The sequence below is a fragment of the Neobacillus sp. plas4 genome, assembly GCF_057221695.1.
Genome location: NZ_CM170152.1, coordinates 2,259,957 through 2,284,748, shown reverse-complemented (window position 1 = coordinate 2,284,748; position 24,792 = coordinate 2,259,957). Strand labels below are relative to the sequence as shown.

Below are 24,792 nucleotides of genomic sequence, written 5' to 3'. Positions count from 1 at the left end.
TCCCCTTCTGAATAAAATAGTAAAAAGAATTATTAAGGAGGGATATTTATGGTGAAAGTAATAAATGAAAAATTCAGCAAATATTCCCACTTAATAGCAGAGAAAAGTATTTCTCCTTACCTTCCAGAAACAGCTTTATTTAGTGAAAGTAGTTTTTATGAGTTCGTAAAGAAATACTATTCGGTATATGTACGTCCTTGTCATGATTATAAAATAAATATTTTAGTAACTTCCCTCGAAGATCATCACTATAAAATTGAATCGGGTAGTACCAATCATATAGCAAAAGGAACACAAGAAGCCTATCAGTTTATTGTTATGAATCTACTTGAAGGTAAAAGGTTTATCATCCAACAAGCGGTGCCGCGTACAAAATTGAACGGAAAGCACTTTGAGGTAAGGGTCTATGCTGTAAAGCTTTCTTCTAAATGGACTATAACTGAAAAGGTTGCACGAATATCGACAGAGGGATTTTCAGTTACGGATGAAGTAAAGGACATATTCCCTGCCCATGATATTTTACAAAAAATATATCAAGAAACTAGCAACGACTTTTCATTACAACTGGAAGAACTTCCTATCCAAATTGCTGAAAAATTAGAGGAGAAATTTCCTAAATCCAATTTAATTATGATTGATTTTTACCTGGATCAATTAGGGAAACCATGGATTCATGAGATAAGGTATAGATTCTCCGACGGGAAATGGGATTGGTACCAAGTGTTAAGAGGTGAAAAGGAAATCTTTCCCTATTTACCTGTCACCTATTTTTATCACGATAACCTCCTTCTTCAATATCTTGATAAATTTAAAAGCTGCATCATTAAGCCTAATCTAAGCCAATGGGGACGCGGTTTGGCACTGATTTCGCAGTTAGAAAATCAAACATTTGAAATCCATTCAGAGCGAAAAATCATCCCCATTGACCATTCTAATGAACTGTTAAAGGAAATAAGTGAACGGTTTCTCTCAAAAAAGTCCTATCTTTTACAAGAAAAGATCCCTCTTCCAACAATTAAAGGTTGTCCCTTTGATATCAGAGTGATGGTTCAACGGAAAAGTGTCAATTCGGAATGGGTAGTTACAGGCAGAATTACAAGAACCGCAGCGGCTGGATTTATTGTGACAAATGTGGCGAGAGCATTGACTAGCCTAGAGGACGCAATAGAAGCTTCCAACTTAAATCTAAGAAATATCGATTCACTGATTTGGGAATTGGATCGACTTTGTATGTTAGTTGCAAAGCAACTAGAAAAAGTTTACCCAGACGCCCGAATGTGGGGTATGGATATTGGAATTGATTCATTCGGAAAACCTTGGTTTATTGAAGCAAATCTCGTTCCCGACATATCAATCTTTCGCTACCTGGCTGACAAAACGATGTTGACAACGATAAGAGAATATATTCGTGCAGGAAAACAACAGCCAGAGGAAAACTAAGAGCTATCGCTTTCAGAGATAGCCCTTCTCCCGTTCTAATATACATCCTTTTTAGTAAAGACAAAAAAGGAAACGAATAAACCTGCAGCCCACCATACAAGGAGAACCATCATCGAAAAAGATAGGGTCATTCCCTCAATCGGCGGCGGGTTTCCATTCATATAGTTGGTTAATTTTAAATTCACCATAAAAAAATATTTTGCTGACTCCCAAGATGAAACCATATTGCTTAGAATGGCACCTGCTATTAGGGCTGCTAACATGACACCCATGCCTGCAGCCGTACTGCGAATCAGTACAGATAACATAAAGGATAAAGTACCGACAACTAATGCCACAAACCATACGAGTCCAAGATCCATTAATAAAAACAGCCATTGATCCATTAACTTCACACCTGCAGTATTTAATCCAGCATCACTGACGCTAAAACCCGTTAAAACGGGTGCTCCAAAGCCTTTATAGCCAAATACAAACCCGGAGATTAGGTAAGAAAGGATGGCTCCGATTGCAACAATTAACGAGATGGCAAGGGTCAGGGTTATATACTTACTTAAGAGGACTTTCCACCTCTTTACCGGTCTCGTCAAGAGCAGCTTAATCGATCCCTGACTATGCTCAGAAGACACGATATCACTGGCAATCACCATGACCATTAACGGAATAAATAATTCAATCGAGTTTTCAAAAAATATTCTCATAAACGTTGGAGCACCAGGCTCTGATGGGTTTATATCGTGATCTAGATAATATTGATTTTGCTGCATGGCAATTTGCAGTTGTTGTTTCCATTCATCTGAAATTCTCGGACTGCTTATCCGATTTTGCTGATCAATAATAGTTTGTTGGATAATCGTTCGCCAATCATCCGTTCCCAATTTTTCTTTTTGTCTTTCCACTTCTTTATATTGAGCATAAGTGAATAAAGCAACCAGTATGCCGATTATAATCGCAATCACAATGAGGCGCTTTTTGGCAATCAGCTTCATCATTTCATTTTGAATCAGTTTATTCAATCGAATCACCCCCGGTTAGCTCGAGGAACAAATCTTCAAGTACTGGCATTTTTCGATTCATTTCTGTCACGGATACTCCAGATTCAACAAGCATTTTATTCCACGTTGCTGCCTTTATTTCATCGTATTCCGTTAAAATGGAACCATCGTCTCTTTCTTCAATGGCGGTAACAGAACGTAATATCTGTTTTCCCTCTTCGCTTGGATGAAACCGCCATACTACTCGTTCCCTATTAGATAACAAGCTTTGGACGGTATCCGTGCGAATAACGGTTCCCCTTGAAATAATCGCGACTCGATCGCATAGTAATTGAATTTCACTTAATAAATGGCTGGAAACAAGAACACTAAGTCCTTCTTCTTCAGCAAGGAATCTGATAAATTCCCGCATTTCTCTAATCCCTGCAGGATCTAATCCATTTGTGGGTTCATCAAGAATTAATACTTTGGGTTGTCCCAGAAGTGCTTGAGCAATACCTAATCTTTGCCTCATCCCTAAGGAATACGTTTTCACCTTATCATTAATTCTATCTTTAAGGCCCATTAGCTCAGTTACTTCTTGAATTCGTTCTTCGCCAATTCCATCGAGCATCCGTGCAAAATGTAACAGATTGTCATAACCAGATAAATACGGATATAATTCAGGATTTTCAACAATACAACCCAAGTCCCTCATCGCTTCCTCAAAATTGTCTTCAATGTTATTCCCGCCAATCTGAATCTTCCCAGATGTGGGTTTAATTAATCCCACCAGCATGCGGATGGTTGTGGTTTTTCCCGCACCATTGGGTCCTAAGAATCCAAAAACCTCTCCTTCTTTTAAATCAAAGCTAATCCCTTTTATAATTTCTTTTTTACCAATCACTTTTTTTAAATTATGTACAGATAAAGTTATTTTCTTCATTTAGCCAATCTCCTCACCAGGTAAGCAATGAAGCCACTCGTTCAGCAATTAAACGGTACCCTTTTGAATTAGGATGGAACTTGTCAGAATACAGATAATCATTAACCTTCAATTCAAAAAGATCAAAGGTTGGAACAAACACAATATTGGGGAAGGCTGCACTTAGTTCAGCACTTTGATAATTCCAATGCCGGACTACCATAGAAAGCTCTTTCCCCTCCTCTAAATCACTAAAGGGATTATATAAACCAATGAAAAAAACATTCGCTTTAGGATTACTATTACGGATCTGTTGAAAAATAAAATTCATATTTTCAAGAAATTTTTTCTCAACAGCTGTAATGTCTTCCGTTTCAAACTCTAGTAAACCTTGTCCGCCTCTGAATAAATCATTGCCGCCCATCGTAACGACAATCATATCTGCGGTTTGAATTTGTCTTTGAACTTCTGCCTGCTGGACTTGTTGTTTCAATTGGTCTGACCGCTGCCCGGTGATGCCGAGGTTCGTTAACCGAACTTCTTTCTTTGACTTTTCCTTTATTTCATCCATTAAGATACCAACATAGCCTTTACCCGTTTCATCACCGGTTCCTCTTGTTAAGGAATCACCAAGAGCAACAATATGTAAGCCCTTTTTTTCATCCACTTTCTTTTCAACCTTGGTTTTCTCGGGGATATTATCTGGTTTTCCTGCATAATATTCTCCAACTGCCCAGCCTAGTCCAACCAGCCAAAGGAGACAAAAAAACACTGATATAATGGTTACAGACCGTATGAGATTCTTATTCAAGAAGATTCATCCTTTCTGGTTATTTCTACCTTTTATTTAATCACAATTACAGAGTGAATCAAACTTTTAACCCGCAAAAAAAAACCGGTTCCTAAACGGAAACCGGTTCTTTCTTCACACTTTCTTCTAAATTGCCTTTTGGGCCAAAGAATTCAAAGTTAATTCTATCTTCACTTACTCCTAAATTCTTTAGGAAACGATTGATTGCTGACATAAATGGTACTGGACCACAGAAATAAAAGTCTGCGTCTTGGAAAGGTAGATTTTCTGCCATCCACTCCTGGGTTACATACCCTTCCACATCAAACCTTTTGTTTGCCCAGTCATCTTCAGTCGGTGAATCGTAAAAGTAAAATGAATTGACATGTTCAAGCGACGTCAGCTGCTCCACTTCAGCTCTTAATGCATGGACGTTACTATTTGCAGCAGCATGGATGAAAGTGACCTTTCTTTCAGGCTGAACCTCAACCAATGTCTTTAACATGCTCAGCATTGGTGTTAACCCAACCCCGCCGCTTAAGAGCACAACAGGTGTATTTTTTTCAGTATCTAGCACAAAATCCCCTGCTGGAGCACTAACCTTAAGGATATCCCCTTCTTTTACACCTTCATGAAGGTAATTAGATACAACTCCATCTGGATTCGCTGTGCCTGCTTCACGTTTTACGCTAATGCGGTAATAATCTTTGCCTGGAGCATCAGACAAGCTATATTGACGGATATGGGTAAATTCCTCGCCAGCGATTTCAAGCTTAATACTGATATACTGACCTGGCTGGAAATGAGCAATTGACTTATTATCCTCAGGTTTTAAATAGAAGGAAGTAATAACATCACTTTCTTTTACCTTACGGTCCACAACAAAGCTGCGGAAACCTTCCCAACCACCTAGCTGTTTTTCTGCCTCATCATACATTTCTGCCTCTACACCGATAAAAGCATCCGCAATTACTCCATAAGCCTCAGCCCAGGCATTGATAATTTCATCTGTAGCTGCGTCCCCAAGTACATCTTTGATCGCTAATAATAAGTGTTTTCCAACAATCGGATAATGCTCTGCTTTAATACCTAGACTTCTGTGTTTATGAGCAATTTGTTTTACAACTGGTAGAATTGCTTCAAGATTATCGATATATTGAGCAGCTGCATAGACGGTTCCTGCCAATGCTTTTTGTTGTCTTCCTTGTTTTTGGTTTGCGTGGTTAAAGATATTTAATAATTCAGGATGATTTCCAAACATTAATTGATAAAAACGGGTGGTTATTTTTTCCCCATGTTGTTCTAAAACAGGTACGGTTGATTTAATGATATCGATTGTTTTTTTATCTAACATAACTTTCACTCCTTATGTCGTGTTTATCACTGTTTATATAGTGATTATATGAGAAATCACACAAGGAGTAAGTGATGCAAATCACACTTCGTTATTTTTGGATAATTCGAACTATATCCTATCCATTTTTTGTTAGAGAACTCCCTTAGTTTTAGCCTCATTAAGCCATGAAGGAAACTCATTTAGTAAATTATTATACAATTCCTCATCCGAAATTTTTTCGATATCCGTAATGTGGAAGAAATTTGCGTTGTCTATATACCGCCCTTCCATCGTATCCAATTTCTCAAGTACTTCAAAGTTAGAATCACCAATACCAACAAATTGCCAAAAGATTGGCTTATTAGAGGAATCAACAATTTGTTTTTTGATCGTTCTCTTGCAGCCGCCATCATTGATAAACACAATAAAAGTAGGTTCCTGAGCTGGTTGTTCTATTGTGTATTTATTGATTACATCTTCCATTACTGGTGGTTCGTCATTTCTACCGAATTTGTGAATTAAATCGTTATTTAATATGTATTCTTCAACATAATTCACAAAATCTCTTTCCGTTACAGATTTAAGTCGCGAAAATTCATTATCATACACCCATACATCAAGGGACCCATCATCATCAAACTGGCTGGCAACAGCTAATATCCGCTCTACAACCTTTTGAACTGTTCCATTTTTATACAAAGATCTCATCGAACCTGAAATATCTAATATTAATCCAACTCTTGCTACCACATCTGTAAGTTTCTTCTTTTCTAATACAACACTTGCAGTCTTTTTCATTAAATTAATTGTCGTCATAGAATATCCCCTCCCAATTAATCATTACTTCCATAATTATACTATAGTGGGTAATTTATAGGTAATATTCAATCTATTTCCCATAAACCTATATTTTGGCCACAAAAAAGGAGCCCACTATTTGGACACCTCTACTCTTTTAAAGGGTGTTTCAAAATTATTTAGTTTTTGCAAAGATGCAAGTATCCCTAAGTTCATTACTAGTAACTGAGAGATTATCATTTTTTAATATCCCTTCTAATGTAAAGCCTAATCTTTCAGGAATTGCCCGACTTCTAAGATTTCTTGGGTCACAACGGATTTCCACACGGTTAGCGTTTAATTCGGTAAATGCAAAATTAGTGATTGCCTCTGTGGCTTCGGTAATGTAACCTTTGCCGGAATATCGAGTATCAATCCAATAACCAATCTCAAACTTAGGAACATCCCAATTAATTCTATGCAGACCGGATGAACCGATAAATTCACCGGTTTCTTTATCGAAAATATGTAATCGTAAATCCTCACGTGTGATAAATTTTGCAATACTATCGCGTATATTTACCTCGACATCCAGTTCAGATTGGTTGGAATGAGCCCATGGCATCCACGGCTTTAGTTCATTCAGTGAGGCTTGGATTGCTTTGTACACTGCTATTCCATCCCCTGGCATGGGCTTACGTATAAACAGTCTCTCTGAAGTAAATTCCTCTGGGCAATTTAGTAATGCAGGTTTCAACTTGATTCCCCCTTTGTTATTTATGGCTTTTTATGAGAACCACTTTTTCAAGTGAACCAATGTTTTGGCCTTCATAAACCGTATATAAAAATAACCCCTTCTTAAAATGAAGGGGCCTGATTTAAATTAGTATGCTTTTGCCCAATAAACCATCTTGTCAGCAGATTTACCGCAACAAACGCATGTATCCGAGACCTGTTCTTGTTCAAATGGGATACATCTTGATGTCGCTGTTGTTTCTTCTTTGATTTTCTCTTCGCAAGCGAGTTCTCCGCACCACATTGCTTTGATAAAGCCTGGTTTTGCTTCAAGCTTTTCCTTTAATTCAGGTAGCGTTACAGCTACGGATGTTCTCTCTTCGCGATGATTCAATGCTTTGTTATATAGGTTGGATTGAATATCATCGAGTAATTCAACAAGCTTTGTTTCTAATTGATCCAAAGGAACAAAAACCTTTTCTAATGTATCCCTTCTTACTAGCACTACTTGCTTGTTCTCAATATCTTTTGGTCCAACTTCCAAACGAACTGGAATCCCCTTCATTTCGTATTCATTGAATTTCCAGCCTGGCTTTTTATCACTTGCGTCGATATCCACGCGGGCAACTTGACCTAAGGACTTTTTCAAATCATAAGCGAAATCAAGAACGCCTTCTTTATGCTGGGCAATTGGCACAATCATAACCTGCGTTGGCGCAGCCTTCGGTGGAATCACAAGCCCGCGGTCATCACCATGAACCATAATTAATGCCCCAATAATTCTTGTAGTAAAGCCCCAAGATGTTTGGTGCACATACTGAAGCTTTCCTTCTTTATCGGTATATTGGATATTAAATGCTTCAGCAAAACCTGTTCCAAAGTGGTGAGAGGTTCCTGACTGAAGAGCTTTACCATCATGCATTAAGCTCTCAATCGTAAAAGTAGCCTTAGCACCTGCAAATTTTTCTTTATCTGTCTTTTGTCCTTTGACAACTGGAATCGCCAGAATTTCTTCACAAATTGCTGCATATACATTCAGCATTTTAATGGTTTCTTCCATTGCCTCTTCATCAGTTGCGTGTGCTGTATGACCTTCCTGCCATAAAAACTCTAATGTCCTTAGGAATGGACGAGTAGTTTTTTCCCAGCGGACCACGTTTGCCCATTGATTATAGAGCTTTGGCAAGTCTCTGTAAGAATGAATAATATTGCTATAATGCTCACAGAAAAGAACTTCAGATGTAGGACGAACAACTAAGCGTTCGGCCAATTCTTCAGAACCGCCATGGGTTACCCATGCCACTTCAGGTGCAAAGCCTTCGACATGATCTTTTTCTTTTTGCAATAAGCTTTCAGGAATAAATAATGGCATATAAACATTTTCATGCCCTGTTTCTTTGATACGGCGGTCAAGTTCGTTTTTTATATTATCCCAAAGCGCATATCCATAAGGGCGAATGATCATCGATCCGCGTACACTTGAATAATCAATTAAATCTGCTTTTGTTACTACATCTGTATACCACTGGGCAAAATCCTCGTCCATACTGGTAACATCTTTTACAAATTCCTTTGCCATTTTGACACCTCATTATTTTTTTGAATATAAAAAGGCCCTGGCCCCCAAAAGGGACCAAGACCTGGCGATACCACCCTAAATTCATAAAGCAAATGCTTTATACTCTCGACATGATAACGGATTTTATCCGCATGTATCTTCAACAAAAACGATCCGATACAGAACTCCGAGGCAGGTTCAAATGACTGTCTTAAGAAACCTTCCACCAATGGTTTCCTCTCTTTGTAAGACAACTTACATTTTACTAATCCTCATCAACGTTTTAATAGTATTTTTAAAAAAATTATATATTTACCTTCCCTAAATGTCAAACATTGTTTTTGGAATATAATTCTTACTTTCGTCTTTTTTCCTTATTCTAATCAATCATCCAATCTTTATTCTCCACTTCGAATGGGTTAAAATGAATCAAGAATGAGGTGATTTCATTGAAGAAGGAAGAATCGAATGAAAAAGACTTGGATGAGGAAGAGAAAAAATACTTACTTGACTATATGAAAATGCAAAATGAAGTACTAAAGAGAATCTATAAAAACACAATAGAACCTGAAAAAGAAAAGTAGTCCCCCTTTAGACGTTACATACGTCTTTTTTATTTTTGCTAGGTTTTCATTAAACGTTCATAAAAGCAGCAAAAATCCTTTCTATATACATTTATAATTTACTTATGTTGTTTATTAACTTTAGAGGGGATTTTCATATGTATCTATTATCCATTTTTGCAATATCTATTATCAGTTTAATCACAGGATATGTTATCTACCTATTACACCGCCATAAAAATAAACTAGCCAATATTTCTGGAATTGTGGTAGTCATCGTCATTACGATGATGGGCGGGCTATTAACAGGTTATCTTAGCGGCATTCTATCAGGAGAATTATTTCTTCCTGTTGGTTTGGGCACGCTGATTGGATTTTCCCTTGGATTTATCACTGGTCAGCCTGTAGGTATCCTGGCCATCCTAAGTGGTTCCGTTTCTGGAATGGTGAGTGGAATCATGGGTGCCCTCCTTGGAGCAATCCTTCAGTTTGATAATCCAACAATTATGTTAGGTATTTTTCTAGGTTTATATGTGATTGTTCTTGGTCTAGTAATTTTATATATTATTGTAGAGACAAATGGAAAACTTTCCTTAGATACAAAAGCCATTTCACCATTTAATATTTTGTCAGGCGGGCTTGTTTTGATTGCACTATTCCTATTTTTATACAGCAGTGATTTTGTTAAAGTTCCTGGTGAAACACAAGCAGCTCAGGCACAAGAAAAGAATCCTGCACCTCAACAAACAGAACTTGATCTTACCAAGGAAGCAAGTCCTAAAATCGAGATGATGATCACACCTACCGGATATTCTCCAAATGTTATCAAAGTTAGAAAAGGTGTTCCGGTGGAGCTAAATATCACTAATCCTGGTGATAATAGCTGTTTTTCAACCTTTATGATGCCAGATTTTGATTTAGATAATGTTAATTTAAAGGCTGGTACAACAAAGTTAACCTTTACCCCTGATAAAGAAGGTAATTACACCTTTAGTTGTGGAATGAATATGTTTAAAGGCACCGTTATTGTGGAATAGGCAAAAAGCACGCTGGAAAATCAGCGTGCTTCTTTTTTTACATATGAGAAGAATGATTGTTAACTACCGAATCATTACTCCTTTTAAACGGCCACCAATTTGCATTGCCAAAGGTTTTTACCATAACAGGAACAAACAATGGCAGAATCACCAGCGCATAAAGAAAGAGTCCAATTAATAGAATGGCCGCAATCTCAAGCAAAGATAACACACCAGCTGGCATCATCGCAGCGAAAGTACCTCCTAAAATAACCGCGGCAGAGATAATAACTGTTCCCATTTTCTTCATCGCTTCTAGAATCGCTTGTTCTACTGGCATTTGTTTGAACTCGTTAAAACGGTCCATTAAGAAAATACTATAGTCAATTCCAAGGGCAATTAAGATAACAAAAGCAAAGAATGGAACTGCCCAGCTAATACCGGTATAACCTAACCAATTTACGAAGATGGCTTCTGCAAGTGCCATCGAAGTATAATAGGTCAAGATTAATGATCCTATTAAATAAAGAGGCATAATAATCGAACGGAACAAAACGATTAATATAAGGGTAATTCCAATTAGCATGAGGACCACTGTTCTTGAATAATCTGCTTGTGAAATTACATCAAGGTCATGGTGCATACTTGATACTCCGCCTACTGCTACTCTCGCATTTTCTAGCTTTGTATCCTTTACTACACGCTTAACTGTTTCTTTAATTTCAGGAATACGATCCAGTGCTTCATTTGAATATGGATTCTTTGTAAAGACCACATCAATGGTCATGACCTTGCGATCTCTTGACATATACACATCTAAAGCCTGCTCAAAGTCTTTGCTGTCCAGTACATCTTGAGGAATATAAAAACCATTTTTCTCTTGCTTCGCTACACCTGCAAGATACTCTTGTGCAGATTCTAGACCATCAGAGACTTGATTTAGACCGTCCGCACTTTGCGTCAATCCATCTGTCAACTGAGTAATTTGACCGCTCATGTCCTTAAATCCGGTCAGGAGCTGCTGCTGTCCATTGTTTACCCCGTTTAAACCGCTTGTTACCTGTGGGAGACCATTAACGATTTGTCCTTGGCCATTCCCCATCGTATAAAGTCCTGTTTCAATTTCAGTGAGACCCCTTAAGAGATCTTCCATTCCTTTAATAAGGGCTTCCTGTCCAGCTATGGCTTCTGAAAATTTACCATTCGCAAAATCAATACCTTGTTGCGCTCCCGTTAATCCAGTATTTAATTGATTCAGGCTTCCAGCTAATTCTTCTGTTGCAGCTTGAGACCCTTGAATGGTCATTTTAATAGCTTTGTAATTTTCATTTTGCCCAATATCACTATAATCACTTTCTAGATTAGCAAAATATTGATTTGTTGAAGCTAAGGAATCATGTAAATTGCTAACCCCCATAGCAACTTGTTCATAATTTCCAGCAAGAGTTGTTAGTCCCCCAGCTGCTTGTTTATAACCTTCAAGCAACTGTTTACTGCCGGCTAACACTTCAGAAGATTTCGTTTTTATGACTTCAAGCCCTTCTTTTACTTGAGAGCTTCCTGCTGCACCTTGTTTTAATCCGTCTTCAATTTTAGCAAGGTTCTGTTGGATGGTGCCCATTCCAGTCCGTAATTGATTGGTTCCAGTAATCAATTCGCTGATTCCATCGGTTGCTTCATTCATTTTCGGCTGATTGGCAGCGAGTTGGCTCCCGGCCTCTGCAAGACCACTGCTAATCTTATGAATTCCATCATTCCCCTGACCAAGGCCGTCTTCTAAACTTTTCACTTGCTCTGATATATATAATTCATCGATGGTTTCACCTGTCGGACGTGTAACAGAACGAACCGAATCAACATCACCGATTTTGCTTAGCTCTTGACTGATTTTTTCGGTAAGAGCAATGTATTCTGATGTATTCAACTCATCATCATTCTTAATGACAATCTGCGTTGGCATCGATTCACCAGGACCAAATCCATCCGAAATAATATTGAATCCTTTTATGGAATTGAAATCATCGCCAATTTCTTCGAGTGAGTTAAACGATAAATCTCCATCATAGGTAAATAATGCAGGCACAGAAATAGCTGCAACAATTAGAAGGGCGATTAATGGGCGTACCAATGCAAATTTACCGGCAATTCCCCATATTTTACTATCAACGTGCTCAAGCTTGTTTTTAGACGGCCAGAAAAGTTTTTTCCCGAGCACAGCCATGAAAAATGGAACAACGGTAAACAATGCTAAGAGCAATAACGCTACCCCAATTGCCACGGCTGCTGCCGACTGATAAAGAACAAATGTTGAAAAGCCAATGGAAGCAAATCCAATCATAACCGCTAATCCGCTAAAGAATACCGTTTTTCCTGCATTCTTATACGTAATAACAATTGCTTCTACTACACTATCATTCTTTGACATTTCCTCTTTAAAACGACTAAGCAGCAAAATACAATAGTCTGTTCCGATCCCAAACAAAACTGCGACTAAGAATATTTGTGTAAAGGTTGATAATGGGAAATTCACTTTATCTACTAAAATGGCAACAATCGATTGCGCTGCCAAATAGCTAAATCCTACCGTTACTAATGGAATAATAGGAGCAACTGCAGATCTAAATACAAGAAGTAATACAACCAGGATGAAAACAACGGTGATACCTTCTGTCTTCTTAAGGCCTTCTTGTGAGTTTGTTACAAGATCGTCGGAAATTAGCCAGTTTCCGGTATAATAGTGCTCTAACTCTACATCTTCAAGTACATGATATAATTCCTTCGTTATTTCTTTTCCTTCTCTACCATCTGCCGTTACATTCAAGGAAACCAGGATGGTTTTCCCGTCATCAGATACAAGCTGCTCCTTCAATTCTTCTTGATTAAAATGAGTAAGAATTGAAGTGATACCCAGTTCACTTTTATGATTTTCAAGCTGACCAACAGCTTTTTCTGCTATTGAAAAGTCATCTTCCGTTAACTTTTTATCACTATGAAAAACCAAAGCGGTTTGTAAATCATTTCCGCTATTTTCACTTGACTGGACAGCATTTAAGATTTCCTCTGCTAATGTAGAAGAATATCCATCAGGAACATTTATCTGCCCTTTTTCGCGGACCAAATTTTCCATGTTGGGTGCCGCCATAAAGAGAACAACAATCAATGTTATCCAGGCAATAAGGATAAACCATTTTCCTTTAACAATGAATCTCACAAATTATTCCCCCACTTCTTCCTTTTTCATGTTGGTTAATATTTGGGCTAACTTTTCATAGGTATTAATAAAATTTGTAATTTCAGATTCATCGAATTGGGTGATAAACGATTCTACCAAAACATGTACTTTTTCCTGTGTTTTTTGATTAAGTTCTTTCCCCTTTTCCGTTAGGGTCAGATATACAACCCTTCTATCATTTTCATCTCGGGTTCTTTCTATAATCCCTCTATCGGCCAAACGGTTGACAATTGCAGTGATTGCACTTTTATTGACCTCAAATACCTCTGCCAATTCAGTAGAGGTGCATTCATGGGACTTTTGAATGTATCCTAAAATATAGTGTTGGTCAATCGTTAAATCTTCTCCTATTTGACATTTAATAAGAGAAGCTGCTTTCTTATTTACTTCAAAAGAAACGGACACGTAGCGGTTGATTAGTTCCTGAATGGTTTTTTTATCCATCGCCCATTTCTCACCTCTCTCTTCAATAATATTAGTTCAACTGTTAAACTATTCACCTGTTTAACTATATTTTATGTTGTTATATATGTCAATAAAAAAAGGTCAGCATCATGCTAACCTTTTTCCGTTATTTTGCTTATTATATCCTTATGACTTTTTAGGATACAGAATTTCATCAATGATTCCATATTCTTTGGCTTCTTCCGCACTCAAAAAGTAATCTCTATCGGTATCTTTCGCAACTTTTTCAATCGACTGACCTGTACGTTCTGCAATGATTTGGTTAATATGTTCTCTTAACTTTAAGATTCGCCTCGCCGATATTTCAATTTCTGTTGCCTGCCCTCTTGCACCCCCTAGAGGCTGGTGTATCATAATTTCACTATTTGGCAGAGCATACCGTTTACCTTTCGTACCTGCCAGAAGCAGCATCGCCCCAAATGAAGCGGCCATCCCCGTACATATAGTCCGTACATCAGGCTTAATGTATTGCATTGTATCAAAGATGGCGAAACCGGCTGAAGTTGAACCGCCCGGACTATTAATATAAAGCGATATTTCTTTATCTGGCGCGTCCGCCGCTAAAAATAATAATTGGGCAACCACACTATTTGCCACATGATCATTAATCTCATCACCAATTATGATGATACGATCTTTTAACAATCGTGAATAGATATCATAGGAACGTTCACCACGATTGGATTGTTCTATTACATAAGGAATTGTACTCATTGATTTGTCCTCCTTGAAAGCAGATATTAGCTACGCAGCCATACAGAGAGTGCTTGAAGGAGTGTGCCTAATAACCGAACGTATTTCCCTTGTAACTATTTGTGGAATGTCACCGACACTTTTTAATAATGGTATGGATTGAATTAGGATTGATGGATTTTGAATCTTTATAGCTTGATAAAAGAGGGATGCTAATAATTCTCGTTCTTCTTCATCCCAAAATAAATCAATAGGAAATGACTTCTCATCTTCTTTTACTTTTTTAAGTCTTTTTTTTGCTCGATATAAATTGGACTTTACAGCTTCTTCTGTCGTCCTGAGGATTTCGGCTATTTCTTTCGATTGATATTGAAAAGCCTCTTTCAACATAAAGGTGATCGCTTGCTTTGGTGTAAAATGCTTCATCAGCAATTCAACGGAATACATTATATCAATAGCTTGATTCTCTTCCTTTTGATTTACTATTTCATCATCTAATTCGATTGTCTCCTTTTTCCTTTTTCGAACCTGATCAATCCAATGATGGTAGGCAATTTTATTTAATAAGGCTGAGGTGAATGTTTGCTTATTACTGTAATATTTCTTTGCTTTCAGATAAACCTCTTGTGCAATATCATCAGCGTCCCATTTATTTTGGGTAAGAAAGTGGCAATATTGATGAAGTTTCGGATAATACTCCAGCCATATAGACTCCTCAGTCTCAGTTTCCTGTTGCACGTCTTCTGTGTTGTATATGCTAAGCTTATTAGACATTTTGTTCACTCCTTTAACACTCTCTACCTAATAAACGTTTTAAGGATGATAAAAAGATACGGGGTAAAAAAAATTTATTTTTATTATAATATACAAAAACTGACTCAGAATGTACCCAAGTCAGTCTAATTTAATGAATTTATTTGAGTCCTAATGAAAAAATCAGAAATATGTTTCCCTATATTCCTAATGGTTTGTTTTGCCATTACTTGATCATTAAGACGGTCCATTAAAACAGCAACATAACCAATTCTTCCCTGACAATCAAATATTGCACAATCGTGTTCAACATCTGACAATTCCCCGGTTTTATTAAAAACGGTAATCTTAACTTCGTCTACCAGTGCCGGGAGCTTTTCTCTAAATTGCTGATGTTTCAACATTTCTTTCGCGATATTTGTTGGTCCATTGATTCCAAAATACTCATTAAATTGATTCACCATTTTAAGGCAATGAACCATCTCTTCCGGAGTTGTCTGGTTGTCCTCCCCTTTGTATATTGCAGCAAAGTCCATCATTTTCCTATTCAGCTTCGTTTGTTTAAGTCCCATTTCTTGAAGTGTTGCGTTAATCGCCTCGATGCCTAATAAATCAATCAATATATTGGTTGCAGTATTATCTGAAACAATAATCATCAAAGTCATTAAATCCTTAACAGATAGTGTTAATCCATTGGATAGCGCTTGTAAAACTCCAGAACCTTCAACTTTATTATCGTTTAATATCGTAAACTGTTGCTGTAAATCAATTTGACCTTTATGATTGGCAAGTAGGATGGATAGTAAAATGGGCATCTTTATAAGACTTGCAGATTGAAAGACAGCCTGGCTATTTAAGTGTATAGGTTTTGAGTCTTCAATCTCTATTGCTAAGCCAATGCGTCCATGAAAACCATTAAGTTCTTCTTGAATCTTCACTTTTAAAATTTCCATATCTACCCAGTAACCGCAACCTGTGAATAATCATGGTCGCCTGTTTTGTTTTTATCATATAAATGACACGCGATGAAATGGCCAGCTTCCACTTCCTGCCAGCTTGGTTTTTCAGAGGAGCAAACTTCCATCGCCATCGGGCAGCGCGTTCGGAAGACGCAACCGCTTGGTGGATTGATTGGGCTTGGCAACTCTCCTTTTAAAATAATCCTTTCACGCTGATCCTCAATGTCAGGATCCGGAATGGGAATCGCAGACAGCAGCGCTTGTGTGTACGGATGAAGAGGTTTTTTATACAACTCACTGCTTTCTGTTAATTCAACTAATTGCCCTAAATACATAACCCCAATTCGATCACTAATTTGTTTTACCATCGAGAGATCATGGGCGATAAATAGATATGTTAACCCTTTTTCTTTCTGAAGTCTTCTTAACAAATTTACAACTTGTGCCTGGACCGACACATCAAGAGCAGAAATTGGTTCATCAGCGATAATAAACTCCGGATCTAATGCTAGAGCACGGGCAATGCCAATCCTTTGACGCTGCCCCCCGCTGAATTCATGCGGATAGCGATTGGCATGATTGCGATTTAACCCAACATCCTCTAGTAATTGATAGACTCGATTTAGCCGCTCTTTTTTATTTGGAAACAAGCCATGGACTTCCATGGGCTCGGATATTATTTCAGCTACTGTTGATCTTGGATTTAATGATGCATAAGGATCTTGAAAGATCATCTGCATTTGCCGGTGAAAGCTATGTCTTTCTTTAGACTTTAAAGTATGAATGTTTTTTCCATTAAAAATAACTTCTCCTTCGGTTTGGTCATAGAGTCCGATAATGGTTCTTCCAGCTGTAGACTTCCCGCAACCTGATTCACCAACAATTCCAAAGGTTTCCCCTTTATTGATATGAAAAGAAACACCATCCACCGCTTTTAAGATTTCATTTTTTCCTAAATGAAAATGCTTCTTCAAATTGTTTACTTGTAAAAATTTCACCATACTATGCCTCCAACTCCACCCAATATCGCCTTGCTACACAAAGTTCTCGTTCATAGATTGTTCCTGCTAATGAAATAATTTCAACTGTTTTTCCTGTATTAGGTGAATGGAGTAATTTTCCGTCACCATAATAGATTCCAACATGATGAATTCTACCCTTCCCTTCTTCGTAAGCAAAAAAGAGGAGATCACCTGGTTTTATTTCTTCTCCACTGACTTCCACCCCTGAATTTGCCTGATCGTGTGCATCGCGGGGGATGATATAACCATTTGCTTTACACATCGAATAGCTGAAACCAGAGCAATCATATCCGTAGCTGCTCATTCCACCCCATAAGTATGGAAGAGTAAGAAATTTTTCTCCATCTTCTACAATATTGTTTCCATTTCCCTTTTTGCGATTGGCTAGCGATTCAGAAATGGTAACATGGTCTAAATTCAGCCAACCTGTCCCATTAGGAGTCTTAACTACAACCTTCCCTTCACCTTCTTTTATTAAAGGTAGAACGGTTTGATAAGAGAGTTCTATATTTGATTCTTCTAAGAATGTTTTAGGATTCGTGACGATAACAATTGGACCTTCTTTAATATTCCAGTCTAATGGACATTTCACCAATTGAGATGACGGGACCCAGCCAGGGTAGCCATTTATATTTTTTGATGTCGGCTGATTCGGGATAGTAACATGGGCCCAATTCCCTTTCTCTTCAATTACGATGACTTCTTCGCCATATAAAAGTTGAGTTTGAACAAGGTTCTGTTCACACAATCCAAGTCTAGTTTCATATGTTAACCCTTCTAACCATCCATTGATGTCGATCGGATTACTGATAGCTGGCTTATCCAATTCCCTCGCAGAGTTATAGGATGTCCAGACAGTAGCTACCGGGACATTTACAAGTCGTTTATCCAATTGTAACTCCTCCTTCTAACGTTACATGCTTAATTCCAAGGCCAGGACAATCCGGAAGTGTAATAAATCTATTATGATATTGGATTCCTCCATCAACAATATCTTTCGCCAGCATAAGTGGCGCGTCAAAATCGAATCGAGTTATATTTCGCTTGCTTGCCGCAAAATGAGCTGCAGCCGTAATCCCAAGTCGTGTTTCAATCATGCTTCCAACCATGCACTCTACTCCACATGTTTCAGCTAGCTGATTGATTATCTGAGCTTGATAGATTCCACCGGATTTCATTAGCTTAATATTAATTAAATCAGCACTTCTAGTCTTTAAAACTTGGAAAGCCTGCTTAGGTGTGAAAACACTTTCATCTGCCATAATCAGTGTCCCAACAGAATCGGTAACCTGCTTTAGCCCCTCAAGATCATCCGCTTTGACAGGCTGTTCTACTAATTCTATTCCTAAATCACTATCCTCCATTTTACGAATCATTCGAATCGCATCTTTTGCGGTCCAGCCTTGATTTGCATCTAATCGTATTTTTATGGTATTTCCCACTCTTTTTCTAATCTCCTTGATTCGCTCTAAATCCTTGGAGATATCATCTTTCCCAACCTTAACCTTTAAGACATTGAAGCCTTTTTGTATATAAGAAACAGCATCGTCACCCATTTCTTCAGGACTATTCACACTTACGGTAAAATCCGTCTCTAGCTCTTTTTTGTGACCGCCAAGGAACTGGTATAGGGGAAGTTTACAAAATTGGGATAAACAATCATATAAAGCCATATCTATGGCTGCTTTTGCACTTGTGTTGCCTACCAAGATCGTTCTTAGTCCTTGAAAAATTAATTCGTAGTTTAGGAGACTTTTATTCTCTAGAAATGGTTTAATTACCTGATTAATCGCTGATTCAATACTTAACAGACTTTCGCCCGTAATGACCACTGTCGGTGGTGCCTCTCCCCAGCCAGAGATTCCATTATCACACGTTACTTTCACAATAATTGCTTCTGCTGTTGTTACTGTTCTTAATGCTGTTTTAAATGGTTTGATGAGTGGCACGGCTGCACGAAATGTTTCAATTTCCTTAATAATCATGATTTTCCTCCTTTATAAAATGCCGCTTTCAACTATTAAACTTTTATCATACGTATTTAAGACAGCCTGCACTCCCAAAGGAATGGATATATGCGGATTACAATGTCCGATCATGAATCCTTTTAAGGAAGGTTTATTTGTCGACAAAACATAGTGGTCTATAACTTCTTCGAGAGTTAAAGTCAGTTCCCTTTTAGGTGTACAATCACAAAAATCTCCAATAACGAAGCCAACTACTTCATCTAGTTTCCCTGCCATTTGGAGTTGATTCAGCATCCGATCGACTGATCTTGGTTCTTCATTCACATCTTCAATAAATAAAATCTTTCCCTTCGTATCTATTTCAAATGGTGTGCCTAGGGTGCTAACTATTAGGGATAAATTTCCGCCAACAAGTTCACCACTTGCAACACCCTCCGCCACTGTCTCTAAAGGAGAAAAACGCTCAGTATAACTTACATCAGTTGGCTCAAATAATTGCTGAAAGCCCTGTTTGGAAAATGCATGCGTGTCCTCCTTTCCGATATCCGAACCCAGCATGGGTCCATGAAAGGTGATCAGACCTGTTTCTTGCCTAATAGAGGTATGTAAAAAAGTAATATCACTATAACCCCAGAAAATTTTGGGGTTTGCTTTAATTATTTCGTAATCAATATTTGATGCCAATCTCGCTGTTCCATAGCCTCCACTTGCACAAAAAATAGCCTTTACTTCAGAATCGAGAAACATTGCATGTAAATCATCTAACCTATCTTGATCGGATCCAGCTAAATAGCCATAGATTTTTTCAACACTCTTGCCAACTTTTACCCGTAATCCTAATCCCTTTAAAAACTCTATTCCGCGTTGGAGATTTATTTGATTTGGCGGGCTAGCCGGAGCAATTACTCCAACGATATCCCCTGGATGCAGGCGGTTTGGTTTTACTTCACTCATCAAAACACCGTCCTCACTTTCTGTCTCTCTAGAATTTTAGAACAAAAGGGATGTTCAACGAACATCCCCTTTCCTTGATTTACTTTTTATCAGCGGACTTTAATTCCAAATATCCAACTGGATGACGGACAATTCCTGTTACACTTTTATTTTGTAAATATACTTGGTTATAGAAGTGGATTGGAATGATGGGTGCTTCTTCAAAGAGAATCTTTTCGGCTTTGTACATCAAGTCGAATCGTTTCTTTTCATCTGATTCATTTTTTGCGTCCTTAACCAATTGGTCATATTCTGCATTGCTCCAGCCTGTACGGTTCATAGAATGTCCTGTTTGGAAGTTTTCGACAAAGTTGATTGGATCGGCATAGTCTGCAAGGAATGAGCTGCGGGAAAGCTGGAATTTTAATGCCTTTTGATCTGTTGCAAATACATTCGATTCCATGTTTGCAAGTTTTACGTCAACACCTAAATTTTCTTTAAACATTTGCTGAAGGGCTTCAGCAATTTTCTTATGTGAATCAAGAGTGTTATAAGTCAATGTTACTTCAGGAAGCGACGAATATCCTTCCTCTTCCATTCCCTTTTTTAACAGTTCCTTCGCTTGTTCTACATTCGTTTTAAGTAAGTCACCATTTGTTTCACGGAAGTCTTTACCTGAGGCATCCTGAAAGCCGTATGAAACAAAACCATAAGCAGGCTTTTCTTTATTTTTGGTAACTAATTCTACAATTTGCTTTTGGTCAACTGCCATGGCAAACGCTTTACGGATATTAACATTCTGGAAAGGTTCCATCGTTACATTAAAACGATAGAAATATTCCCCTGCTTGATCCTCTACTTTCACGTCGCCTTCTTTAAACAATGATTCTGCTAAATCTGCTGGAACGTCAGAGGTATCTAATTCACCAGTCTTGAACATCTGATATTCCGTATTGGTATCGTCAACCATGGCCCAATGGATCTTATCCAATTTAACATTTTCTGCATCCCAGTATTGGTCATTTTTTATCATCGTGAAATCGCTATCATGATTCCATTCTGATAATGCAAATGGTCCGTTACCAACGAAAGAATCTGCTTCAGAAAACCATTCTGGATTTGCAGTTGCTGCTTTCTCGTTGATTGGGAAAAAAGCTGGATTTGCGATAACACTTAAGAAATATGCCTGCGGACTTGTCAGTGTGACTTCAAAAATTTTCGTATCTACTGCTTTTACTTTCACATCGTCTGCTGTTCCTTTTTCTGTATTAAAGGCTTCTCCACCTTCAATAAAATAGCCTAAAAATGCAGCTCCAGAACCTGTCTTTGGATCTAATAACCGTTTCCAGGCAAATACGAAGTCACCTGCTGTTAAATCATCACCATTGGACCATTTAGCATCTTTACGGATGTGGAAGGTATAGGTTTTTCCATCCTCTGATACATCCCATTTTTCTGCTGACGCTGCTTTTGGCAGGTGATTTTCGTCTAAACGGGTTAATCCTTCCATGATATTGTTTAAAGCATTCCATGATACAGCATCAAAACCGATTGGCGGGTCAAAGGAGGTAGGCTCTTGTCCGTTATTAAGATAGAGGACTTTTTCAGTCTTTTCCTTGGAATCACCATTTCCATCGTCCTTTGACTTGCTTCCAGCATCACTGTTTGCTGTACAAGCGGATAAAGCAAATAACAACATAATAGAAACCAACATCGTAATAAACTTCTTCATTTTCTTCCCCCTAAATAATGTTTAATATTTAAACAAATATTGAAACCAATTTTTTAGCGCGTTCATCCTGCAGCCAGCAATCAACATGGTGGATGTTGCTAAGCGAGGATTGAACCGGGTAGACTCGTTCACACACTTCCATTGAATACTTACAGCGTGCAGCAAAGGCACAGCCTTCAGGAGGTGAAAATAAGTCAGGCGGTGTTCCTGGGATTGGAACCAGCTCGGCCTTTTCAATATCTAAACGTGGTACAGATTGAAGCAGCCCAATTGTGTAAGGATGCTGTGGGCGATAAAAGATTTCCCTCCTGCTCCCTATTTCCACAATCTTACCGGCATACATAACTGCCACTCGATCAGCAACTTGGGCAACTACCCCCAAATCATGAGTGATTAAAATAATCGAAACACCTGTTTTTTTCTGTATATCACGGAACAATTCCAGTATTTGTGCTTGTATCGTTACATCCAGAGCAGTTGTCGGCTCATCGGCAATTAACACATCAGGACTGCACACGAGCGCCATCGCAATCACAATCCGCTGGCGCATCCCGCCGCTAAACTGATGAGGGTACTGTTTTAAACGTGCTTCAGGGCTCGGAATTCCAACAAGCTGGAGCATTTTAATCGCAGCTTTTTTGGCCCCGGTCCTTGATATCTTTTCATGTTCCATGATTCCTTCCATAATTTGCTCACCAATGGTCAGTGTTGGATTTAAAGCCGTCATTGGATCCTGAAAAATCATAGATATATTCGCACCACGAATTTTCCGAAGATCGGGTTCTTTTAACTTGATTAAATCCATATTATTAAAAAGGATTTCTCCACCTACCATTCTCCCTGGCGGTTCAGGAATCAATCTCATGATACTTTGGGAGGTAACACTTTTCCCACAACCGGATTCACCGACAATGGCAAGCGTTTCCCCTTTATGTAAATCAAAACTGACCCCGCGAACGGCCTGAACCTCACCGCCGTACGTGGAAAAGGACACATGAAGGTCTTTAACCTGAAGAATTTTTTCCATGATGTTACCTCCTCAGTTTCGGATCAAGAGCATCCTGCAGCCCATCACCCAAAACATTAAATGCAAACATAGTTAATGAAATAAAAAGGGTTGGGAAAAACAATCGCCACCAATACCCTGATAGAATCGTAGACAGACCATCATTGGCCATAACTCCCCAACTTGCATGCGGTGCTTGGATTCCAAGGCCGATAAAGCTTAAAAAGGCTTCTGCAAATATAGCTGATGGAATTGTAAGAGTCATTTGGACAATGATTGGTCCCATTGTATTGGGTAAAAGATTCTTTCGAATAATCCTTCCTGTTTTCGTTCCAAACGTTTTGGAGGCCAATACAAACTCATAGTTTTTAATTTGCAAGACTTGCCCTCGGACAATTCTCGCCATACCAACCCAACCGGTTATCGACAGTGCTAGGATGATCGTTGTTAAACCTGGTCCAATCACTACCATGACTAAAATAACTACAAGTAAGTAAGGAAGACCATACAATATCTCCACAAACCTCATCATCAGATTATCAGTCTTACCGCCTTTGTAACCAGCAATCCCTCCATAAACAACTCCAATAATAAAGTCAATAAGTGCGGCAACTAAACCAACAAATAGAGAGATACGGGCACCGTATGCCGTTCGTGTAAACACATCTCTTCCTAAATCATCTGTCCCAAACCAATATTCAGTAGAAGGCGGCAGATTTTGAGAGGTTAACTTTTGTGTTTCAACCGAGTGAGGTGAAATAATGGGACCAAAAATGGCGAATATAGCCAGCAATATCAAGAATGCCATTCCAGCCATTGCCAGTTTATTTTTTAAAAGCCGGTACCACGAATCTTTCCAATACGACAAGCTAGGTCTTACGACAGCTTCTGCTTCTGATTGATTTTGTACCTTAGGGACAAACCATTCATCAGGAATATCAGGCGAAATATTCCGTTCTTCCTGTTTACGCATTTCCATTTACTTTGCCTCCTTTTTGTGGAGTTTGATTCTAGGGTCTAATACTCCGTATGCGAGATCGACTAAAAAAAGCATGAGAATCAAAATCGCACTATAAAAAACGGTAGTCCCCATTATGACGGGAAAATCACGGTTATTGATACTATCAACAAAATATTTTCCCATTCCCGGAATCGCAAAGATTTTCTCAATTACAAACGTTCCAGTTAAAATACTTGCTGCTAAAGAACCTAAGACAGTGACAACTGGAAGAAGAGCATTTCTTAACGCATGTTTAAAAACAATTTTAACCGGTGATAATCCTTTGGCTTTTGCAGACCTTATATAATCTTGTGTTAGAACCTCTAGCATACTTGAACGAGTTAACCTCGCGATAATCGCCATTGGGCCAGTTGCCAAAGCTAGAATTGGCAGTACCATATGTTTAGGGCTTGTCCAGGTTGCAACCGGAAAAATCGGAAAATTAACAGCTAATTGTTCAATTAGAAATGTTGCCATTACAAAGTTTGGAATTGATATCCCTAGGACAGCAATACTCATCGAAAGATAATCGACCACTCCATTATGACGAAGTGCGGCAATAATCCCGAGTGTAATTCCAGAAATGACCGCGAGGATAAGGGTATAAAATCCAAGTTCAAAACTAACTGGAAATCCTCTTCCTAGCATTTCATTGACAGTCTGTGATGATTTTTTGATCGATGGGCCAAGGTCTAGGTGAAGTAGAGCAGATAAGTAGTTCCCATATTGGACTAAGAGTGGTTCGTCTAGATGATAATAAGCTTCGAGGTTTTTTTGGATGGCTTCATTGGTTGTTCTTTCTTCATTGAAAGGTGAGCCAGGTACTGAATGCATTAAGAAGAATGTCCCTGTTATGATGAGCCAAAGAGTTATAATCATGGCTATAAATCGTTTGATAAAATATGTATTCATGCTT

Annotated in this window: 23 protein-coding genes and 1 other annotated feature; of the genes, 3 read left to right on the top strand and 20 right to left on the bottom strand. The window is 38.3% G+C overall.

Features of this window, described 5'->3' with window-relative positions:
* Positions 1 to 48: 48 nt before the first annotated feature.
* A complete protein-coding gene (locus AC2TFD_RS11330; RefSeq protein ID WP_335516507.1) occupies positions 49 to 1,440 on the top strand; it encodes a YheC/YheD family protein in 1,392 nt (463 codons plus the stop codon).
* Between the two features lie 35 nt (positions 1,441 to 1,475).
* Here the strand turns inward: AC2TFD_RS11330 and AC2TFD_RS11325 are convergent, their stop codons facing one another.
* The 7 genes from AC2TFD_RS11325 to proS form a co-directional block, all read right to left on the bottom strand.
* Positions 1,476 to 2,456, bottom strand: coding sequence for an ABC transporter permease (locus AC2TFD_RS11325; RefSeq protein ID WP_335516504.1), 981 nt, complete (start codon positions 2,454 to 2,456; stop codon positions 1,476 to 1,478).
* Positions 2,449 to 3,360, bottom strand: coding sequence for an ABC transporter ATP-binding protein (locus AC2TFD_RS11320; RefSeq protein WP_484675661.1), 912 nt, complete (start codon positions 3,358 to 3,360; stop codon positions 2,449 to 2,451). Before AC2TFD_RS11320 ends, AC2TFD_RS11325 begins: the two co-directional genes overlap by 8 nt.
* 13 nt (positions 3,361 to 3,373) lie before the next feature.
* Complete coding sequence (locus AC2TFD_RS11315) at positions 3,374 to 4,150, bottom strand: SGNH/GDSL hydrolase family protein (RefSeq protein ID WP_335516498.1); 777 nt, start codon at positions 4,148 to 4,150, stop codon at positions 3,374 to 3,376.
* 91 nt (positions 4,151 to 4,241) lie between these two features.
* Positions 4,242 to 5,483: an NO-inducible flavohemoprotein gene (gene hmpA / locus AC2TFD_RS11310; RefSeq protein WP_484675660.1), complete on the bottom strand. Its 1,242-nt coding sequence runs from the start codon at positions 5,481 to 5,483 to the stop codon at positions 4,242 to 4,244.
* Between the two features lie 132 nt (positions 5,484 to 5,615).
* Positions 5,616 to 6,281, bottom strand: a complete 666-nt coding sequence (locus AC2TFD_RS11305; RefSeq protein WP_335520588.1) for a vWA domain-containing protein — start codon at positions 6,279 to 6,281, stop codon at positions 5,616 to 5,618.
* Between the two features lie 157 nt (positions 6,282 to 6,438).
* Entirely contained in the window at positions 6,439 to 6,999 is a 561-nt protein-coding gene (locus AC2TFD_RS11300) for a GNAT family N-acetyltransferase (protein WP_484675659.1), read from the bottom strand.
* Between the two features lie 126 nt (positions 7,000 to 7,125).
* Complete coding sequence (gene proS / locus AC2TFD_RS11295; RefSeq protein WP_335568255.1) at positions 7,126 to 8,556, bottom strand: proline--tRNA ligase; 1,431 nt, start codon at positions 8,554 to 8,556, stop codon at positions 7,126 to 7,128.
* 46 nt (positions 8,557 to 8,602) lie between these two features.
* Positions 8,603 to 8,823 (bottom strand) — a binding site (T-box leader).
* A gap of 161 nt (positions 8,824 to 8,984) precedes the next feature.
* On the opposite strand from proS, the gene AC2TFD_RS11290 reads away from it, so the two are divergent.
* A complete protein-coding gene (locus AC2TFD_RS11290; protein ID WP_335519905.1) occupies positions 8,985 to 9,119 on the top strand; it encodes a hypothetical protein in 135 nt (44 codons plus the stop codon).
* A gap of 137 nt (positions 9,120 to 9,256) precedes the next feature.
* Positions 9,257 to 10,135: a cupredoxin domain-containing protein gene (locus AC2TFD_RS11285; protein ID WP_484675658.1), complete on the top strand. Its 879-nt coding sequence runs from the start codon at positions 9,257 to 9,259 to the stop codon at positions 10,133 to 10,135.
* A 37-nt stretch (positions 10,136 to 10,172) separates the two neighbouring features.
* Here AC2TFD_RS11285 and AC2TFD_RS11280 read toward each other — a convergent pair whose 3' ends face one another.
* The 13 genes from AC2TFD_RS11280 to AC2TFD_RS11220 all read right to left on the bottom strand — a co-directional run bounded on the left by AC2TFD_RS11280 (position 10,173) and on the right by AC2TFD_RS11220 (position 24,788).
* The gene (locus AC2TFD_RS11280) at positions 10,173 to 13,325 is read right to left on the bottom strand and encodes an MMPL family transporter (protein WP_484675657.1); all 3,153 of its coding nucleotides are present in this window, start codon (positions 13,323 to 13,325) and stop codon (positions 10,173 to 10,175) included.
* Between the two features lie 3 nt (positions 13,326 to 13,328).
* Positions 13,329 to 13,790, bottom strand: a complete 462-nt coding sequence (locus tag AC2TFD_RS11275) for a MarR family winged helix-turn-helix transcriptional regulator (protein WP_335568258.1) — start codon at positions 13,788 to 13,790, stop codon at positions 13,329 to 13,331.
* A 147-nt stretch (positions 13,791 to 13,937) separates the two neighbouring features.
* On the bottom strand, positions 13,938 to 14,552 hold the full coding sequence (clpP, locus tag AC2TFD_RS11270; RefSeq protein ID WP_335568386.1) for an ATP-dependent Clp endopeptidase proteolytic subunit ClpP: 615 nt from the start codon (positions 14,550 to 14,552) through the stop codon (positions 13,938 to 13,940).
* 3 nt (positions 14,553 to 14,555) lie between these two features.
* Entirely contained in the window at positions 14,556 to 15,278 is a 723-nt protein-coding gene (locus AC2TFD_RS11265) for a sigma-70 family RNA polymerase sigma factor (RefSeq protein WP_335515499.1), read from the bottom strand.
* 125 nt (positions 15,279 to 15,403) lie between these two features.
* Positions 15,404 to 16,195, bottom strand: a complete 792-nt coding sequence (locus AC2TFD_RS11260) for a serine hydrolase (protein ID WP_484675656.1) — start codon at positions 16,193 to 16,195, stop codon at positions 15,404 to 15,406.
* Between the two features lie 17 nt (positions 16,196 to 16,212).
* A complete protein-coding gene (locus tag AC2TFD_RS11255; RefSeq protein WP_335568261.1) occupies positions 16,213 to 17,217 on the bottom strand; it encodes an ABC transporter ATP-binding protein in 1,005 nt (334 codons plus the stop codon).
* 1 nt (position 17,218) lies between these two features.
* Positions 17,219 to 18,130, bottom strand: coding sequence for a C40 family peptidase (locus AC2TFD_RS11250; RefSeq protein ID WP_484675655.1), 912 nt, complete (start codon positions 18,128 to 18,130; stop codon positions 17,219 to 17,221).
* Entirely contained in the window at positions 18,123 to 19,223 is a 1,101-nt protein-coding gene (locus tag AC2TFD_RS11245) for a mandelate racemase/muconate lactonizing enzyme family protein (RefSeq protein WP_335568263.1), read from the bottom strand. The genes AC2TFD_RS11250 and AC2TFD_RS11245 overlap by 8 nt, the downstream gene beginning before the upstream one ends.
* A 12-nt stretch (positions 19,224 to 19,235) precedes the next feature.
* Positions 19,236 to 20,159 carry a S66 peptidase family protein gene (locus AC2TFD_RS11240; RefSeq protein WP_484675654.1) on the bottom strand — a complete coding sequence of 308 codons (924 nt, stop codon included), beginning with the start codon at positions 20,157 to 20,159 and terminating at the stop codon, positions 19,236 to 19,238.
* A gap of 79 nt (positions 20,160 to 20,238) precedes the next feature.
* The gene (locus AC2TFD_RS11235) at positions 20,239 to 21,870 is read right to left on the bottom strand and encodes a peptide ABC transporter substrate-binding protein (RefSeq protein ID WP_484675653.1); all 1,632 of its coding nucleotides are present in this window, start codon (positions 21,868 to 21,870) and stop codon (positions 20,239 to 20,241) included.
* A 28-nt stretch (positions 21,871 to 21,898) separates the two neighbouring features.
* Positions 21,899 to 22,897, bottom strand: a complete 999-nt coding sequence (locus AC2TFD_RS11230; protein ID WP_335515482.1) for an ABC transporter ATP-binding protein — start codon at positions 22,895 to 22,897, stop codon at positions 21,899 to 21,901.
* Positions 22,898 to 22,901: 4 nt separating this feature from the next.
* A complete protein-coding gene (locus tag AC2TFD_RS11225) occupies positions 22,902 to 23,855 on the bottom strand; it encodes an ABC transporter permease (RefSeq protein WP_335515479.1) in 954 nt (317 codons plus the stop codon).
* Entirely contained in the window at positions 23,856 to 24,788 is a 933-nt protein-coding gene (locus AC2TFD_RS11220; RefSeq protein WP_484675652.1) for an ABC transporter permease, read from the bottom strand.
* Between the last annotated feature and the right edge of the window lie 4 nt (positions 24,789 to 24,792).

What these genes read in the sequence shown, in the direction of transcription:
- AC2TFD_RS11330 (WP_335516507.1), top strand. Translation starts at nt 49, where the DNA reads ATGGTGAAAGTAATAAATGAAAAATTCAGCAAATATTCCCACTTAATA.
- AC2TFD_RS11320 (WP_484675661.1), bottom strand. Translation starts at nt 3,360, where the DNA reads ATGAAGAAAATAACTTTATCTGTACATAATTTAAAAAAAGTGATTGGT.
- hmpA (WP_484675660.1), bottom strand. Translation starts at nt 5,483, where the DNA reads ATGTTAGATAAAAAAACAATCGATATCATTAAATCAACCGTACCTGTT.
- AC2TFD_RS11305 (WP_335520588.1), bottom strand. Translation starts at nt 6,281, where the DNA reads ATGACGACAATTAATTTAATGAAAAAGACTGCAAGTGTTGTATTAGAA.
- proS (WP_335568255.1), bottom strand. Translation starts at nt 8,556, where the DNA reads ATGGCAAAGGAATTTGTAAAAGATGTTACCAGTATGGACGAGGATTTT.
- AC2TFD_RS11285 (WP_484675658.1), top strand. Translation starts at nt 9,257, where the DNA reads ATGTATCTATTATCCATTTTTGCAATATCTATTATCAGTTTAATCACA.
- AC2TFD_RS11275 (WP_335568258.1), bottom strand. Translation starts at nt 13,790, where the DNA reads ATGGATAAAAAAACCATTCAGGAACTAATCAACCGCTACGTGTCCGTT.
- AC2TFD_RS11265 (WP_335515499.1), bottom strand. Translation starts at nt 15,278, where the DNA reads ATGTCTAATAAGCTTAGCATATACAACACAGAAGACGTGCAACAGGAA.
- AC2TFD_RS11255 (WP_335568261.1), bottom strand. Translation starts at nt 17,217, where the DNA reads ATGGTGAAATTTTTACAAGTAAACAATTTGAAGAAGCATTTTCATTTA.
- AC2TFD_RS11245 (WP_335568263.1), bottom strand. Translation starts at nt 19,223, where the DNA reads ATGATTATTAAGGAAATTGAAACATTTCGTGCAGCCGTGCCACTCATC.
- AC2TFD_RS11240 (WP_484675654.1), bottom strand. Translation starts at nt 20,159, where the DNA reads ATGAGTGAAGTAAAACCAAACCGCCTGCATCCAGGGGATATCGTTGGA.
- AC2TFD_RS11235 (WP_484675653.1), bottom strand. Translation starts at nt 21,870, where the DNA reads ATGAAGAAGTTTATTACGATGTTGGTTTCTATTATGTTGTTATTTGCT.
- AC2TFD_RS11230 (WP_335515482.1), bottom strand. Translation starts at nt 22,897, where the DNA reads ATGGAAAAAATTCTTCAGGTTAAAGACCTTCATGTGTCCTTTTCCACG.
- AC2TFD_RS11225 (WP_335515479.1), bottom strand. Translation starts at nt 23,855, where the DNA reads ATGGAAATGCGTAAACAGGAAGAACGGAATATTTCGCCTGATATTCCT.
- AC2TFD_RS11220 (WP_484675652.1), bottom strand. Translation starts at nt 24,788, where the DNA reads ATGAATACATATTTTATCAAACGATTTATAGCCATGATTATAACTCTT.